General features: G+C 73.0%; 8 protein-coding genes. 1 reads left to right on the top strand and 7 read right to left on the bottom strand.

Translation table 11 applies throughout. The features are described from left to right. The 7 genes from RWM17_RS06235 to RWM17_RS06205 all read right to left on the bottom strand — a co-directional run. A partial coding sequence (locus RWM17_RS06235; protein WP_314102152.1) for an ice-binding family protein occupies window positions 1–1,232 on the bottom strand: 1,232 nt, incomplete at its 3' end. Window positions 1,233–1,513: 281 nt separating this feature from the next. Then, window positions 1,514–3,733: an alpha-xylosidase gene (yicI, locus tag RWM17_RS06230; protein WP_314102151.1), complete on the bottom strand. Its 2,220-nt coding sequence runs from the start codon at window positions 3,731–3,733 to the stop codon at window positions 1,514–1,516. A gap of 121 nt (window positions 3,734–3,854) precedes the next feature. Continuing rightward, on the bottom strand, window positions 3,855–4,796 hold the full coding sequence (locus RWM17_RS06225; protein ID WP_314102150.1) for a carbohydrate ABC transporter permease: 942 nt from the start codon (window positions 4,794–4,796) through the stop codon (window positions 3,855–3,857). Beyond that, window positions 4,793–5,767 carry a sugar ABC transporter permease gene (locus tag RWM17_RS06220; RefSeq protein ID WP_314102149.1) on the bottom strand — a complete coding sequence of 325 codons (975 nt, stop codon included), beginning with the start codon at window positions 5,765–5,767 and terminating at the stop codon, window positions 4,793–4,795. Before RWM17_RS06220 ends, RWM17_RS06225 begins: the two co-directional genes overlap by 4 nt. Next, complete coding sequence (locus tag RWM17_RS06215; protein WP_314102148.1) at window positions 5,760–7,055, bottom strand: extracellular solute-binding protein; 1,296 nt, start codon at window positions 7,053–7,055, stop codon at window positions 5,760–5,762. Before RWM17_RS06215 ends, RWM17_RS06220 begins: the two co-directional genes overlap by 8 nt. Window positions 7,056–7,148: 93 nt before the next feature. Further along, a complete protein-coding gene (locus RWM17_RS06210; protein WP_314102147.1) occupies window positions 7,149–9,215 on the bottom strand; it encodes a beta-galactosidase in 2,067 nt (688 codons plus the stop codon). Window positions 9,216–9,320: 105 nt separating this feature from the next. Beyond that, window positions 9,321–10,337, bottom strand: coding sequence for a LacI family DNA-binding transcriptional regulator (locus RWM17_RS06205; RefSeq protein WP_314102146.1), 1,017 nt, complete (start codon window positions 10,335–10,337; stop codon window positions 9,321–9,323). A 289-nt stretch (window positions 10,338–10,626) separates the two neighbouring features. Between RWM17_RS06205 and RWM17_RS06200 the strand changes: the two genes are divergently transcribed. Further along, a partial coding sequence (locus RWM17_RS06200) for a glycoside hydrolase family 3 N-terminal domain-containing protein (RefSeq protein WP_314102145.1) occupies window positions 10,627–15,523 on the top strand: 4,897 nt, incomplete at its 3' end.

The raw sequence follows: 15,523 nt of genomic DNA, 5'->3' as shown, positions 1-15,523 counted from the left end.
GTGACGACGAGCGCGACGCCCGACACCAGCGCGAGCCCGGCGAGCAGTGCGGGCAGCGTGCTCTCGGCGCCCGTGTTCGCGAGGCGCTGGGCGGAGAGCTGGCCGCGGGTGCGGTCAGCGACGGGAGTGACCGGGACGGCGGGCGTCACGGGCGGCGTCGTGACCGGCGGCGTGGTCACGGGCGGCACGACGACCGGCGGCACGACCGCCGCCGCGTCGACGGTGATCACGTACGTCTCGCTGTCGTCGGGCGCGTCGCCGTTCGAGGCGGTGATCGTCACGGTCGTCGAGCCGGGCGTCGTGGGCGTGCCCGAGATGACGCCGGTGCCGGAGTCGAGGCTCAGTCCGGCGGGCAGGGTGCCCCCCGTGACCGTGAAGGTCGGGGAGGGGGCTCCGCTGGCCGTCACGGGGAAGGTGTAGGGCGTGCCCGCCGTGGCCGTGGTGGGCGCTCCGGAGGTGATGGTCGGGTTGCTGGTCACGTCGCCGGCCGCGCAGTCCTCCGGCACGGTGATCGCGTCGTTGATCAAGGTCACGGCGCCGGTGCGGGCGAGGAGACGGCCGATCACGGTCGAGCCGTCGTTCACGCTGACGGACGTCTGCGCGAGGACGGTGCCCCGGAACTGCGATCCGGTGCCGATGGTGGCCGAGCTGCCGACCTGCCAGAAGACGTTGCAGGCGCTCGCGCCCGGGGGCAGGATCATCGTCGTCGCCGAGCCGATGGTGAGGGTGCTCGACGCCTGGATGACCCAGACCGACTCCGCCGTGCCGGCGAAGGTCAGGGCGCCGTTGGCCGACAGCGCGACCTCGCCGCCCGAGTAGACGCCGGGGGTCAGCGACCGACCGGCCAGCTCGGTGACGCCGGATTCCTGCGGCGTCAGCGACCGCGCGACGTCGTAGGCGGTCGTGAGGTCGGCCTGCGCCTGGGCCGAGGCGGCGTCGTTGACGTGCACGACGCCTCCCGCGGCGATCACGCCGGGGCCCGTCGCGGGGTCGAAGCCGGTGATCGCGCCCTCGGCGCTCACGCCGATGTCGCCGTCGACGACGCTGGGGCCGGTGTTGGTGATCGCCGAGCTCGCGAGGACGCCGTAGGTCGCGGCGGAGCCGAGCCCCACCGGGCCCGGGATCACCGTGTCGGCCTGGGCCGGCAGCGCGGCCGTGACCGTGAGGGCGGCGGCGACGCCGAGCACGACGGCCGTCCGCGAGAGAAGGAGGGTGGACGTCGTGCGGGCCATGGCGGCACCTGACTGCGGAGAGGAGGCACCAGAGCACACGTGTCGGACGTGCTGACGTTCCCCGTTGACTGAGATATACGCCTGATCGGCGACGAGCACAATGATCGCGCTGGTTCTCCCGGCTGACGCGCGACCGGTCGTACCCCGGCCGGTGGCGTCGCCCCGTACCCCGGGCTGGCCCCCGGCCGGGGGTGGCGAGTGTCACGTCTCGTTCCGAGCATCGCGTCCCGCCGTGGCGCGACGGGATGCTCGGAACGTGATGCGACAACCGAGCGAGCCGCCTAGGAGGCGCGCACCACCAGGGCAGGCAGGGTCGCGCCCTCCGGCCCGGTCACCTGCACCGCGCCTCCTCGCCTCTCGACGCGGAAGACGGTCGGCTCGGCTGTCGCCTGGTCGGTCACGGTGACCTCTCGCACCCCGTCGGGCCCGGGGAACACGTGCAGCGTCAGCCCGTCGAGGTAGTCGTAGTCGGGCCGGTCGTCCCGGGCGCCGACGGGCACGACCGCGCCCTCGCGGACGTACAGCGGCAGGGTGTCGAAGCCGTGCCGCTCGGTGCGCCACGACCCGCCCTCGACGACCTCGCCGGTGAACCAGTTCGTCCAGCGGCCGTGCGGCAGGTACACCTCGACGGTGCCGTCGGCCGAGAACACCGGCGCGACGAGCAGGTCGGGGCCGAGCATGTACTGCGTGTCGACGTGCACGACGGCGCGGTCGCGGTCGAACTCGAGCACCATCGGCCGCATGACGGGCACTCCCCGCTCGTGCGCCTCGACGCCCGCCTGGAACAGGTACGGCATCAGCGACAGCTTGAGCTTCGTGAACGACCGCGTGACGTCGACGGCCTCGTCGTCGAACAGCCACGGCACCCGGTACGAGCTCGACCCGTGCAGCCGCGAGTGCGACGAGAGCAGGCCGAAGGCGAGCCAGCGCTTGAAGACGCCCGCGTCGGGCAGCCCCTCGAAGCCGCCCATGTCGTGCGCCCAGAAGCCGAAGCCGCCCATCGACAGCGACAGCCCGCCGCGCAGCGTCTCGGCCATCGACACGTGGCTCGACGAGTTGTCGCCGCCCCAGTGCACGGGCATCGTCTGGCCGCCGACGGTCGCCGAGCGGGCGAAGACGACGGCGTCGCGTTCGCCCCGCTCGTCGACCAGCACCTCGTGCACCGCGCGGTTGTAGAGCTGCGCGTAGAGGTTGTGCATCGCCTCGGGGTGGCTGCCGTCGTGCCAGACGACGTCGGTCGGGATCCGCTCGCCGAAGTCGGTCTTGAACGAGTCGACTCCCTGCGCCGTGAGCTGCCGCAGGTAGCCCTGGTACCAGGCCACCGCCTCCGGGTTCGTGAAGTCGACCAGCGCCATGCCCGCCTGCCACATGTCCCACTGCCAGACGTCGCCGTTCGCCTTCTTCACGAGGTACCCCGCCGCGGCGCCCTCGGCGAAGAGCGGCGAGCGCTGCGCGATGTAGGGGTTGACCCAGACGCAGACGTGCAGGCCCTTGTCGTGCAGCCGCGCGAGCATCGCGTCGGGGTCGGGGAACGCGCGAGGGTCCCAGACGAAGTCGGTCCAGCTGAACTCCCGCATCCAGAAGCAGTCGAAGTGGAACGCCGACAGCGGCAGGTCGCGCTCGGCGAACCCGTCGATGAACGACGTGACCGTCGCCTCGTCGTAGTCGGTCGTGAAGCTCGTGGTCAGCCAGAGGCCGTAGCTCCAGGCCGGCACGAGGGCAGGGCGCCCGGCGAGCGCCGTGTAGCGCTCGAGCACGTCCTTGCCCGTCGGCCCGGCGATCACGAGGTACTCGAGCGACTCGCCCTCGACCGAGAACTGCACGCGCTCGACCGACTCGGTGCCGACCTCGAACGAGACGGCGCCCGGGTCGTCGACGAGCACGCCGTAGCCCTTGTTCGTCAGGTAGAAGGGCACGTTCTTGTAGGCCTGCTCGCTCGACGTGCCGCCGTCGGCGTTCCAGATCTCGACCGTCTGGCCGTTCTTCACGAGCGGGCCGAAGCGCTCCCCCAGGCCGTAGACGTGCTCGCCGACGCCGAGGTCGAGCTGCTCGTGCACGAACGACCGGCCGGAGGCGTCGGTCACGTACCCGACTGACCGGTGCCCCGATCCCGTCAGCCGCTCGCCGCCCGAGCTGAACTCGAGCGACCAGGGCGCCCCCTCGCCGACGGTCGCGGTCAGCGCCCCCGACGTGAGCGTGCCGACACCGTCGACGACGCTGACCTCGCCGACCCGGGAGCCGTCGTCGCCGGGCAGGTCGAACCCGCCGCGGCCGCGCGCGCCCTGGTGGTGCTCGATCCGGACGCGGATGACGCCCTCGGCCGGCGACGACAGCGACACGGTGAGCATCGGCCGGTTGAGGGTGTCCCCGCGCCCCGCGATGCGCTTCGTCGGGGCGTAGGCGACGAGGCCGCCGTCCTGCTCCCACACGTCGTGCGCCTCCTGGGCGTACAAGGCGGTGACGCCGGGCAGGATCTCCCAGTAGCCGTCGGTGAACTTCATGCGGTGCTGCCTTCCGGGCGTGCGCGGGACGCGGGGGTCGAGGAGGTGGCCGGCGAGCTGACGGCCGGCCAGGAGGCGGCCGTGTGTCCGGGGGCCTCGAAGGTGCGGATCGGCTCGGTCATCAGCCCTTCAGCCCTCCCGAGATCAGGTCGAGCCGCCAGAAGCGCTGCAGGAACAGCACGAGCAGCGTGAGCGGGATGATCGACACGGCCGCCCCGGTGATGGCGAGCGAGTACAGCGCCGGGGCGCCGGACCCCTTCGACAGCAGCGTGTAGAGGCCGACGGTGAGCGGGTAGTCGGCCTGGTCGCTGAGCATCACGAACGGCAGCAGGAAGTTGTTCCAGATGCCGACGAACTGCAGCAGGAACACGGTCACCATGCCGGGCACCATGATCGGCAGCACGATGTGCCGGAAGATGCGCCACTCGCCCGCGCCGTCGATGCGCGACGCCTCGAGGATCTCCTGCGGCACCGCCGACTGGGCGAACACCCGCGAGAGGTAGATGCCGAACGGGCTGATGATGATCGGCAGCAGCACCGAGATCGGCCCGCCCGCCAGCCCGATCTCGCTGAGCAGGATGTACTGCGGGATCGCCAGGGTGATGCCCGGGATGAGCACCCCCGCGAGGATCATGAAGAAGATCAGGTTCCTCCCGCGGAACGCGAACTTCGCCAGGGCGTAGCCCGCCATCGTCGAGACGAGCGTCGACAGCACGCCGCCGACCCCCGCGTAGAGCAGCGAGTTCGCGGCCCACAGCCCGTACTGGCCGCCCTCGTAGGCGAACAGGTCGCCGAGGTTGCCGAGCAGGCCGGTGCCGGGGGCGAACGAGAACGAGGTGAAGAGCTCGCCCGGCGACTTCGACGACGCGACGAACACCCACGCGACCGGCACGAGGCAGTAGAAGGCGCCGATGAGCAGCACGATGGTGGGCAGCAGCTTGCCCCGGCGGCTCGCGCGGGGCGAGGGGCCGCCCGAGCGGGTGGTCCTGCGGGCCGCGCCCGCGCCTCCTCGGCCGGTGTCGGCCTCGGCACGGGCGCCGCGGCGCGTGTCGAGGGCGGTCACGAGACGCCCTCCTTCCGGCGGCGGTTCGCGACGGCGAGCACGATCGCCGAGAGGGCGACCGTCCCGAGCGCGAGGATGGTCGAGGAGGCGGCGGCCGACGGGAGGTCGTCGGTCAGGAACGCGTCGCGGTAGATGGTCATCAGCGGTGCCCAGCTCTGGGTGATCTCGGTGGTCAGGGGACGGAGGGTGTTCGGCTCGCCGTACAGCTGCAGCGTGCCGATCAGCGCGAAGACGCCGGTGAGGACGAGCGCGGGGACGACGAGCGGCACCTTGATGCGCAGGGCGACTTGGAGCTCGCTCGCGCCGTCGAGGCGGGCCGACTCGTAGATCTCGGCCGGGATGCCGCGGAGCGACGTGTAGATGATGATCATGTTGAAGCCGACGCCGCCCCAGACGGCGATGTTGGCGAGCGACCCGAACAGGCCGCCGGCCTCGAGGAACGGGATCGGCCCCCAGCCCAGCGCGTTCGTCACGTACGAGAACGGGCTGGTGCTCGGCAGGTACATGAAGCCCCAGAGCAGCGCCGCGGTGATGCCGGGCACGGCGTAGGGGATGAAGATCGCCGTGCGCGCGAACCGCTTCGCGCGGACGGCGGGAACGTCGAGCAGCAGCGCGAAGAGGAGCGCGAGCCCGAGCGTCAGCGGCACCGCGATCACTCCGTAGATGCCGAGCCGGCCGAAGCTGGCGAGCAGCTCGGCGTCCTGCAGCACGGCGACGTAGTTCTCGAGGCCGACGAACCGGTCGACGCGGACGCCGAGCACCGACGCCCCCTCCTCGATCCGGTAGGCCCGGAGGCTCGACCAGATCGTGTAGCCGAGCGGGATCAGCATGAACACCACGAACAGCACGACGGCCGGCGCGACGAACAAGTAGGGAGCCAGCGGGCTCCGGCGACGGCCGCGTGCCGGGCGCGGGGCCGGGCTCGCGGTCACGGGGTGCGTCATCTCCGGGCGCAGCGCGGTGTCAGCCATTCGTGGTCACCTGGTATCCCACTTCCTCCATGTCGGCCACGACGACGGCCTGGGTCGCGACGAAGGCGTCGCGCCACGGGGTGCCGGCCGCGATCGCCGCGTTCAGCTCGTCGGTGAGCGTGGTCGTCGCGAGCGCGACGTTGGGGCCCCACGTGGTGGGGAGGACGTCCTCCGAGACCTCGGCGGCGACGTCGTAGAAGTCGGTCTGCTGCGGCATCAGCGAGGGCGGTGCGTTGCCGATCGCGAGCTCCTGGCCCTCGATCGACGCGGGGTAGACGCCGCGCACGTCGAGCAGCGACTGGTTGCCCTCGGTGCTCGCGTTCATCCACTTGGCGAACGCCGCCGCCTCCTCGGGGTGCTCGCTGTTCTTCGTGACGATAAGCGCCGAGCCGCCCTGGAACGGCACCGCGGCGTCGCCGGGCGTCCACTCGGGCAGCGGCGTGATCGCCCAGGAGCCGGAGGTGTCGGGGGCGACGCCGCCGAGCACGCTCGGCGCCCAGATGCCCGCGGCCCAGCCGCCGATCGTGCCGTCGTTGACGCGCTTGTTGTACTCGGGCGAGAGCACGGGGTCGGTGTCGATCGAGCCGTCGGCGGCGAGCTGCTCGAAGAAGTCGGCCACCTCGAGCATCCGCTCGTCGGCGATGCCGACCGTCCAGCCGTCCTCGTCGACCGACCACCAGTCGGCACCGGCCTGGGCCGAGACCCCGGCCCAGAAGCCGAGCTCGCCGGCCGGGACGGCGGCGAGCACCGTGTCGGGCCGCTGCTCGTGCACGGCCCGGGCGACGTCGCCGAACTCCTGCCACGTCGTCGGGACGGCCTGGCCCGTCTCGGCGAGCAGGTCGGCGCGGTAGGTGAGCACCATCGGCCCGGCGTCCTGCGGCAGGGCGTAGACCTGCCCGCCGAACGTCGTCTGGGCCCAGGTGCCCTCGGTGAACGCGTCGTCGACGTCGGCCACGAGGTCCGTGATGTCGCGCGGCACGTCCGCGATCACCAGCGAGGGGATCGTCGTGTACTCGGCGAGCGCCACGTCCGGGGCGTTGCCGGCCCGGCTCGAGGTCAGGAGCTTCGCGGCCGAGTCCGTGCCGCCTCCGGCGTCGGTGTGCCGCACCTGGACGTCAGGGTTCGCGGCGTTCCAGAGGGCGACCTGCTCGGTCTGGCCGACCCCCCAGCCCCAGTACTCGAGGCGGACGACGTCGTCGCCGCCCACGGCGGAGCAGCCGCTCAGCGCGGCTCCCCCGATCAGGAGGGTCGCGAGTGCTGCGACCCTCACGGTCTTCGGGTGTCTCATCTGCATCTCCTTCGACGCGGGCGGTGCGGTGCGGGTGGTGCGGTGCGGGTACGGGTACGGGTGCGGTGCGGGTTCGGTGCGGCCCGCGGCGGGTCAGCGGGCGGTGGTCTCCTCGATCACCGCAACTGCGCCGGCGGGGACGGTGAACGAGCCGTCGGCACGCTCGCCCGACACGAGGTCGACCCCGGTCGCGACGACCTGCTGGTCGACGTCGCCGTGGTTGATCGCGAAGAGCCACGACCCGGTCGAGGAGGTGCGGCGCACCCTCTCGAGGCCGTCGTCGCCGGCCGCGGCGGGCGCGATCCCCTGCTCGGCGACGAGCTCGTCCACGAGGGCGGCGAGCGAGGCGTCGTCGAGGTGCGTGGTGAGGTAGAGCGCCGCTCCGCCGCCCGGGGCCTCACGGCGGAAGGTCGCGGGGTGCCCGGCGAGCTGGCCCGTGGCGTAGGTGCTCGTGACCGTGGCGGCCGCGCCGGCGGCCCAGGCGCGGGGCTCGGCGAGCTCGCTCCAGACGCGGCCGCGACGGCCGTCGGACAGCTCGACCTCGGCGCCCTGCAGCAGCGGGTAGAACTCCTCCGAGCGCACCCCGAGCAGCTCGCGCAGCACGCCCGGGTAGCCGCCCTCGACGACGCGGTTGTGCCGGTCGACGATGCCGGAGAACGGGGTGACGACGACGGTGCCGCCGCGGGCGACCACTGCCTCGAGGCCGGCCACCGCCTCCTCGGGGCACAGGTAGAGGGTCGCCACGACGACGAGGTCGTAGCAGGAGAGGTCGCTCGTGGGCGCGACCACGTCGACCGCGACGCCCTTGCGCGTCAGCGCGCGGTGGAACGCGAGCGGCTGGTCGAGCGCGGTGACGTCGACGCTGGGGTTGTTCCCCGAGCGGAGCGCGTTCGGGCTGATCTCGTCGAAGAGGATCGCGACACGGGCCTGCTCGACGGTCGACCCGCGCACGGCGCCGATGCGGCGCAGGGTCGCACCGAGCGCCTCCACCTCGCGGTAGACGCGGCTGTCGGCACCGGCGTGCGGCACGACGGACGAGTGGTGCTGCTCGCTGCCCGCGGTCGACTGGCGCCACTGGAAGAACAGGGCGCCGTCGGCTCCTCGTGCGACGTGGGCCAGGCTGTTGCGCGCCAGCTCGCCGGGCGACTTGGCGCGGTTGCGCGGCTGCCAGTTGACGGCCGAGGTCGAGTGCTCGATCAGCAGCCAGGGCTCGCCCTGCGACATCCCGCGCGTGCGGTCGGCGCTGAAGGCCAGCTCGCCCCAGCGTTCCGGGTCGACGCCGATCGTGTAGTGGTCGTTGGCGACGAGGTCGACCTCGCGCGCCCAGCCGGCGTAGTCGTGCACGCCCGGGTGGTTCTGGATCATGAAGTTCGTCGTGATCGGCACCTCGGGCGTCACGCGCCGCAGCACCTCTCGCTCGGCGAGGTAGTGGCCGAGCAGGGCGTCGCTGCTGAAGCGCTCGAAGTCGAGCAGCAGGCCGGGGTTGTGGCTCGTGCCGGTGAAGCGGGGTGCCTCGACCTGGTCGAACGACGTGTAGCGGTGGCCCCAGAAGGCCGAGCCCCAGTGCGCGTTCAGCGCGTCGACCGTGCCGTGCCGCGCCTCCAGCCAGGTCGCGAAGGCGGCCGAGGTCTCGTCGCTGAAGCAGTGCGAGTTCTCGTTGCCGAGCTCGTTGCTCACGTGCCAGAGGCGGAGGGCCGGGTGGTCGGCGTAGCGGGCCGCCATGGTCTCGACGAGCCGCAGCGCGTAGCGGCGGAACACCGCCGAGCTCGGCGACCAGCCGAGCCGGCCGCCCTGCGAGACCCGCACGCCGCGGTCGGTGACGAGGCCGATCTCGGGGTGCGCCCGGAACAGCCAGATCGGCGGCGCCGCGGTCGGCGTCGCGAGGTTCACGCCGATGCCGGCGTCGGCGAGCAGGTCCATCGCGCGGTCGAGCCAGCCGAAGTCGAACTCGCCGTCGGCGACCTCGAGCAGGCCCCAGGAGAAGACGGCGAGGTTGATGCTGTTCACCCCGGCGCGGCGCATGAGGGCGACGTCGTCGGCCCAGAGCTCCTCGGGCCACTGCTCGGGCGACCAGTCGCCGCCGAGGGCGAGGCCGTCGGTGATCCAGGGGAAGGTGCGGGGCTCGGGCAGGTCGCGGGAGCGGGACGTCAGCGTCGACATCGGGGGCCTCTCGGTGGTGGGTGGGTGCGGGCGGGTGGTGCGGGTGGGGAAGGAGTGTCGAAGCGCTTCGACGACGGGCCGTCGAGCGTCCGGCGCGTCGAGGAGTCAGGAGACGGCGACCTCCGCGGTCGAGCGGCCCGCGATCCAGGTCGGCGCGATCAGCTGCACCTGATCCGTCGACCGGCCGTCGAGCTGGGCCATGGTCAGCTCGACCGCGCGGCGACCCGACTCCTCGGCGGGCAGCGGCACGACGTCGAGCGCCGGCACGAACTCGGCCGTGTCGAAGCTCGAGCAGGCCGAGACGACGGACACGTCGTCGGGCACGCGCAGGCCGCGGGCGGCGAGCGACCGGAGCACGGCGCGGTGGGCGCCCTCGTTGCAGTTCAGGACGAGCGCGGTCAGGTCGGGCAGCGCCTCCTGCAGCACCTCGACCGCGTCACGCGGGTCGCCGGGCGCCGGCGCGTGCGCGACGGCGCCGCGCAGCCCGCGGGGGTCGGCCTCGATCGCCGCGACGAAGGCGTCGCGGAACCGCGGAGCGAAGTTCGAGCCGTGCTCGTAGAGGGCCGCGGCGTGGCCCACCATGCCGATCGACCGGTGGCCCTGGTCGGCGAGCCGGCGGACCGAGGTGCGTGCCGCCTCCTCGAAGTCGAAGTCGACGCAGACGAGCCCGGTCGTGTCGCGGGGCACGCCGACGACCGTCGCCGGCAGGTCGAGCTCGCGCAGCAGCGGGAGGCGGACGTCGTCGGTGTCGACGTCCATCAGCACCACGCCGTCGACCAGCTGGCTCGACGCCACGCGGCGGAGGCCCTCGAGCGGGTCGGCCTCGGTCAGCAGCAGGATGTCGTAGTCGTGGTGACGGGCCGCCGTCGCGATCGCGACGACGAACGACATGAACGCGGGCGGGTGCGTCTCGGCGTGCATGGGAGCGCTGAGGGCGAGGATGTTCGTCCGCGTGCCGGCCAGCATCCGGGCTCCGGCGTTGGCGCGGTAGCCGAGGTCGCGGACGGCCGCGTCGATCCGGAGGCGGGTGTCGGCCCGGATGGACCGCTTGCCGCTGAGCGCGTACGAGACGGTGCTGATCGAGACGCCGGCGGCCTTCGCCACGTCGTGGATCGTGGTCATCTCGGCCTCCTCGTCGAGTCGTCGTACATCTGGTCACTCGTCTCGGCGAAGCGCTTCGACGGCTGTGTCGGACCTGAGACTAAATCACCGTGAACGTTCACGCAAGGGCCGAAAGGACGGGCCGGGCCCCTTGCCTCTGCGCCGCCTGTGTGAATACGATGAGCCGGTCCGCCCCTGGCCCCCGTTCGCGGGGTCGGCGAGGGCGGTCCTGCCTCGCGACAGCACGCGGCCACGACGAAGTGGCGGCGTGGACTGTCCCGCGTCAGTTCGTGATTACAAGGGAGTAATCGTGGCCGTCGGTCCTGTCCGCACTCGTTCACCTCGCACCGCTGGCTCGTCCTCGCGACGCGCGCCCGGCTCCCGGCACCGCGCCCGCGGCCTGCTCGGCCCCGCCGCGCTGACCGCCGTCTCGGCCCTGCTGCTGAGCGGTCTGCCCGCGGTCGCCGCCTCGGCCGCGCCGGTCGACCTCGCGCGGTACGGCACGGTCGTCGCCTCGGCGACGCAGTCGGACAAGGACGGCACGTTCCCGGCCGACGCCCTGATCGACGGCGACTCGACCACGCGCTGGGCGAGCGGCAACGGACCCGACGAGGACGTCCCGTTCACCGCCTCCGTCACGGTCGACCTCGGCGGCGTCTCCCGCGTCGACTCGATCGGCATCGACTGGGAGACGTCGTACGCGTCGAGCTACCGGATCGAGACCACGCAGGGCGACCCGGCCCTCGAGGCGAGCTGGACGGTCGCGAAGACGGTGACGAGCGACGGCGAGCGGGACGAGGAGGCGGTCGGCACGCCCGACGCGCCCGTCGAGGCCCGCTACGTGCGGCTCAGCATGCTGCAGCGCGCGGCCGCGACCTGGGACCTGCCGCGCCAGCACTGGTACGGCTACTCGGCCTTCGGCCTGCAGGTCTTCGGGGAGTCGCAGACGCGGGCGATCACGCTCGACCGGTCGACCGCGACGGTCGCCGCCGGGCAGCCGCTCGCCGTCGGGCTCAGCCTGACCGGCGCGAGCACCGAGCCGGTCACCGCGCGCGTCCGGTCGGCCGACGGCACCGCCGTCGCCGGCACGGACTTCGAGGCGGTCGACCAGGAGGTGACCTTCGCACCCGGCGAGACCACCGCCTCCGTCGTGGTCACGACCCTGTCGACGGGCGGCCTCAGCCCGCGTCGCGCCTTCACCCTGACGCTGTCCGAGCCGAGCGAGCCCGTGACGCTCGGGGCGCGGTCGACGCTGGCCGTCACCGTGACGCCGACCGGCGCGCTGCCGAACGTCGGCGCCACGACCGTGATCGACGACTTCGAGGGCGACGTGCCCGCCGGGTACTTCCCGTGGGGCGCGAACGGGCCGGTGACGCCGACGCTCGGCACCGTCACGGCCGATCGTGCGGGATCGTCGGGGACGAAGGCGCTCAGCGCGGTCGTCGCGGGGCCCACCACGCAGGCCGACTGGTTCGGCTTCGCGCACGACACCGCGGTCACCGACTGGAGCGACCACGACGGCTTCTCGTTCTGGTTCAGGGGGAACGCCACCGGCCTGCCGCTGCGGTACGAGCTGAAGAACGGCAACGACGCCCTCTTCGAGCAGACCGTCATCGACGACAGCACGGAGTGGAAGGAGGTCAGCGTGCTGTTCGCCGACCTCCGCTCGAAGACGGCCCCGACCAGCGACGTCCGCTTCGACCCCTCCGCCTCGACCGGCTTCGCCGTGACCCTCACGGCCCTGGGCGCCGGCACCTGGCTGTTCGACGACGTCGCCGTGTTCGACCGTGCGACGATGATCGAGGACTTCGAGGGCGACGTGGACCTCACCACCGGGGCCGACCCCGTCGGCTTCTTCACGTGGGGCTCCCCCGCGCCGCTCGAGCCGACCATCAGCCGCGAGGTGACGACCCAGGAGCGCGCCGGCGTCGCCGACAACCACGTGCTGAGCGGCACCTACTCGATCCCCGAGGGCGGCTACGGCGGGCTCAGCCACGACCTGGCCGACGCGCAGGACTGGTCGAGCTACCAGGGCCTGCGGTTCTGGTGGTACGCCTCCCAGGCGAACAACCCCGCGTCGCCCACCGCAGGCGCCGACCTCAAGGTCGAGATCAAGGACGGCGACCCCGCGGGCGGCGGCGACACCGCCGAGACCAGCGAGCTCTGGGCCGCCACGTTCAAGGACAACTGGGGCAGCAGCACCAGCCGCTGGAAGCTCGTCGAGCTGCCCTTCTCGTCGTTCACGCCGTCGGGCTACCAGCCCGGCGACGACGCGACGAAGAACGGCACCCTCGACCTGACGAGCGCGTTCGGCTACTCGATCACCTTCGCCCCCGGCACTCCGGCGCCGGTCGGCTGGGCGATCGACGACACGCAGGTCTACGGGACCCCCGCGACCGCCGCCTCCGTGACCGTCGACTCGACGCAGGACGTCTGGCTCGTCGACGCGGGCGACACCGCGGAGGTGCCGCTCACCCTCTCGACGGCGGGTGACGAGCCCCTCGCCTCCGACGTCGTCGTCGACTGGGCGACCGCCGACGGCACCGCGGTCGAGGGCGTCGACTACGACGCGGCCTCGGGCACGGCGACGTTCCCGGCCGGCTCGCCCTCGGGGACGGTCCAGACGATCAGCGTGACGACCCGCGCCTCCTCGGGGCCGGCCGAGTCGAAGGAGCTGCAGCTGACGCTCGCGTCGACCACGGCCAAGGTCGGCGAGGGGCCGCGCATCGTGATCGGCGCGCACGACCTGCCCTACCTCGACGCGTCGCTGCCGACCGCCGAGCGCGTCGCCGACCTGCTCGGGCGGATGACGCTCGAGGAGAAGGTCGGCCAGATGGCCCAGGCCGAGCGCCTCGGACTGTCGTCGCCGAGCGACATCAGCGGACGCGCCCTCGGCTCGCTGCTCAGCGGCGGAGGCTCGGTGCCGCAGGGCAACACCGCCGTTGCCTGGGCCGACATGGTCGACGGCTACCAGCGCGAGGCGCTCTCGACCCGCCTGCAGATCCCGATGATCTACGGCGTCGACGCCGTGCACGGCCACAGCAACGTGGTCGGGGCGACGATCTTCCCGCACAACACCGGCCTCGGCGCGACCCGCGACCCGGCGCTCGTCGAGCAGATCGCCCGCGTCACGGCGCAGGAGGTGCGCGCGACCGGCGTGCCGTGGACCTTCGCCCCCTGCCTCTGCGTCTCGCGCGACGAGCGCTGGGGCCGCAGCTACGAGTCGTTCGGCGAGGACCCGGACCTCGTCCGCACCTTCGCGGCCCCCTCGGTGATCGGCCTGCAGGGCGACGACCCGACCGACATCGGCGGCGCCGATGAGGTGCTGGCCACCGCCAAGCACTGGGCCGGCGACGGCGGCACCACGTACGACGAGTCCGTCGTCGGCACCGGCGCGTACCCGATCGACCAGGGCGTCACCGAAGCCGAGTCGCTCGAGGACTTCACCCGGCTGCACGTCGACCCGTACCTGCCTGCCCTCGAGGCCGGCGTCGGCACGATCATGCCGTCGTACTCGGCGGTCGACCTCGGCGACGGGCCCGTGCGCATGCACGAGAACGCCGCGCTCAACAACGATCTGCTCAAGGGCGACCTCGGGTTCCAGGGGTTCCTCATCAGCGACTGGGAGGGCATCGACAAGCTGCCGGGCGGCAGCTACGCCGACAAGGCCGTCCGCTCTGTGAACGCCGGGCTCGACATGGCGATGGCGCCCTACAACTACGGCGCGTTCATCGACAGCATCGTGGCGGCCGTCGGCTCGGGCGCCGTGTCGCAGTCGCGGGTGGACGACGCCGTGCGGCGCATCCTCACGCAGAAGTTCGACCTGAACCTGTTCGAGCAGCCCTTCGCCGACCGCACCAACGTCGACGGCGTCGGCAGCGCCGCGAACCGTGCGGTGGCCCGCCAGGCCGCGGCCGAGTCGCAGGTGCTGCTGAAGAACGCAGGAGGCGCGCTGCCGCTGGCCGCGGACGCCGACCTCTACGTGGCCGGCTCCAGCGCCGACGACCTCGGTCGCCAGATGGGCGGCTGGACGATCAGCTGGCAGGGCGGGTCGGGCGACACGACGACCGGCACGAGCATCGCCGAGGGCATCCGCGAGGTCGCGCCCGGCGCGACCGTCACGGTGAGCCCCGGCGCCACTGAGCCGATCCGCTCCGACCAGACCGGCGTCGTGGTCGTCGGCGAACGGCCCTACGCGGAGGGACAGGGCGACGTCGGCAACAACGGCTCGAGCCTGTCGCTCACGCCGGCCGACCAGGCCGTCGTCGAGAAGGTCTGCGCGGCGACCTCGTCGTGCGTCGTGCTCGTCGTGTCGGGCCGCCCGCAGCTGCTCGGCGACGTCGTCGGGCTCGCCGACGCGGTGGTCGCGTCGTCGCTGCCGGGCTCCGAGGGCGCCGGCGTGGCCGACGTGCTCTTCGGCCGCCTGCCCTTCGCCGGGCGCCTGCCCGTGACCTGGGCGGCCAGCGCCGACCAGGTGCCGATCAACGTGGGCGACGCCGACTACTCGCCGCTGTACCCGTACGGCTGGGGCCTGCGCACCGACGGCGCGCGCGACCGGCTGGAAGCGCTCGTCGCGTCACTGCCCGCGGGCGCGGCCCGCGACGGCGTGCAGGACGTGCTCGACGGCGACGTCTGGGCGGCGGACGGGACGGTGGCAGGCGGGGACGCCGAGGCCGTCACGCGCCTCCTCCGCTCGCTGGTCGAGGCGGTCGGCCCGTTCTCGGGGACCGACCTCGACTCGATGGGCGCGGCCGACGACCTCGTGTCTGTCGCCCGCGACCTCGCGCAGGACGCGATGGTCGACGGGACGGCCGCCACCGGGCCCGCGGGCGTCGGCGCGGCGGCGCTGACCGCCGACGCGGAGAACGCGCTGCAGCGCGGGCTGCCCGACGTGGCGCTCGCGCGCCTCGCGACGGTGCTGGGCGTCGACCTCGGCGTCGTCGAGCCGGCGAAGACCATCGTGCCCGGCACGCTCTCGCCGGCCACGGCACGGCCGGGCGACACGGTGTCGATCACGGCGACCGGCTTCGTCGCGGGCGAGGAGCTCGCCGGGACGGTCTTCTCCGAGCCGCAGTCGATCGGCGACACGACCGCGACCGTCGCCGGGGTGGGCGTGCTGCGGTTCGTCGTGCCGGCCGACCTCGAGCCGGGGGCGCACGTCGTCGAGCTCGAGGGCGGCGCGCAGCTCGCTCGGGCGACGCTGACGG

Source organism: uncultured Frigoribacterium sp. (assembly GCF_963515265.1).
In the GTDB taxonomy this organism is placed as follows: domain Bacteria; phylum Actinomycetota; class Actinomycetes; order Actinomycetales; family Microbacteriaceae; genus Frigoribacterium.
The sequence above is the reverse complement of the archived record's forward strand: the minus strand, read 5'-3'. Positions and strand labels throughout refer to the sequence as shown.

Coding starts and splice junctions, on each gene's coding strand:
- yicI (WP_314102151.1), bottom strand. CDS start 3,733: ATGAAGTTCACCGACGGCTACTGGGAGATCCTGCCCGGCGTCACCGCC.
- RWM17_RS06220 (WP_314102149.1), bottom strand. CDS start 5,767: ATGGCTGACACCGCGCTGCGCCCGGAGATGACGCACCCCGTGACCGCG.
- RWM17_RS06215 (WP_314102148.1), bottom strand. CDS start 7,055: ATGAGACACCCGAAGACCGTGAGGGTCGCAGCACTCGCGACCCTCCTG.
- RWM17_RS06210 (WP_314102147.1), bottom strand. CDS start 9,215: ATGTCGACGCTGACGTCCCGCTCCCGCGACCTGCCCGAGCCCCGCACC.
- RWM17_RS06205 (WP_314102146.1), bottom strand. CDS start 10,337: ATGACCACGATCCACGACGTGGCGAAGGCCGCCGGCGTCTCGATCAGC.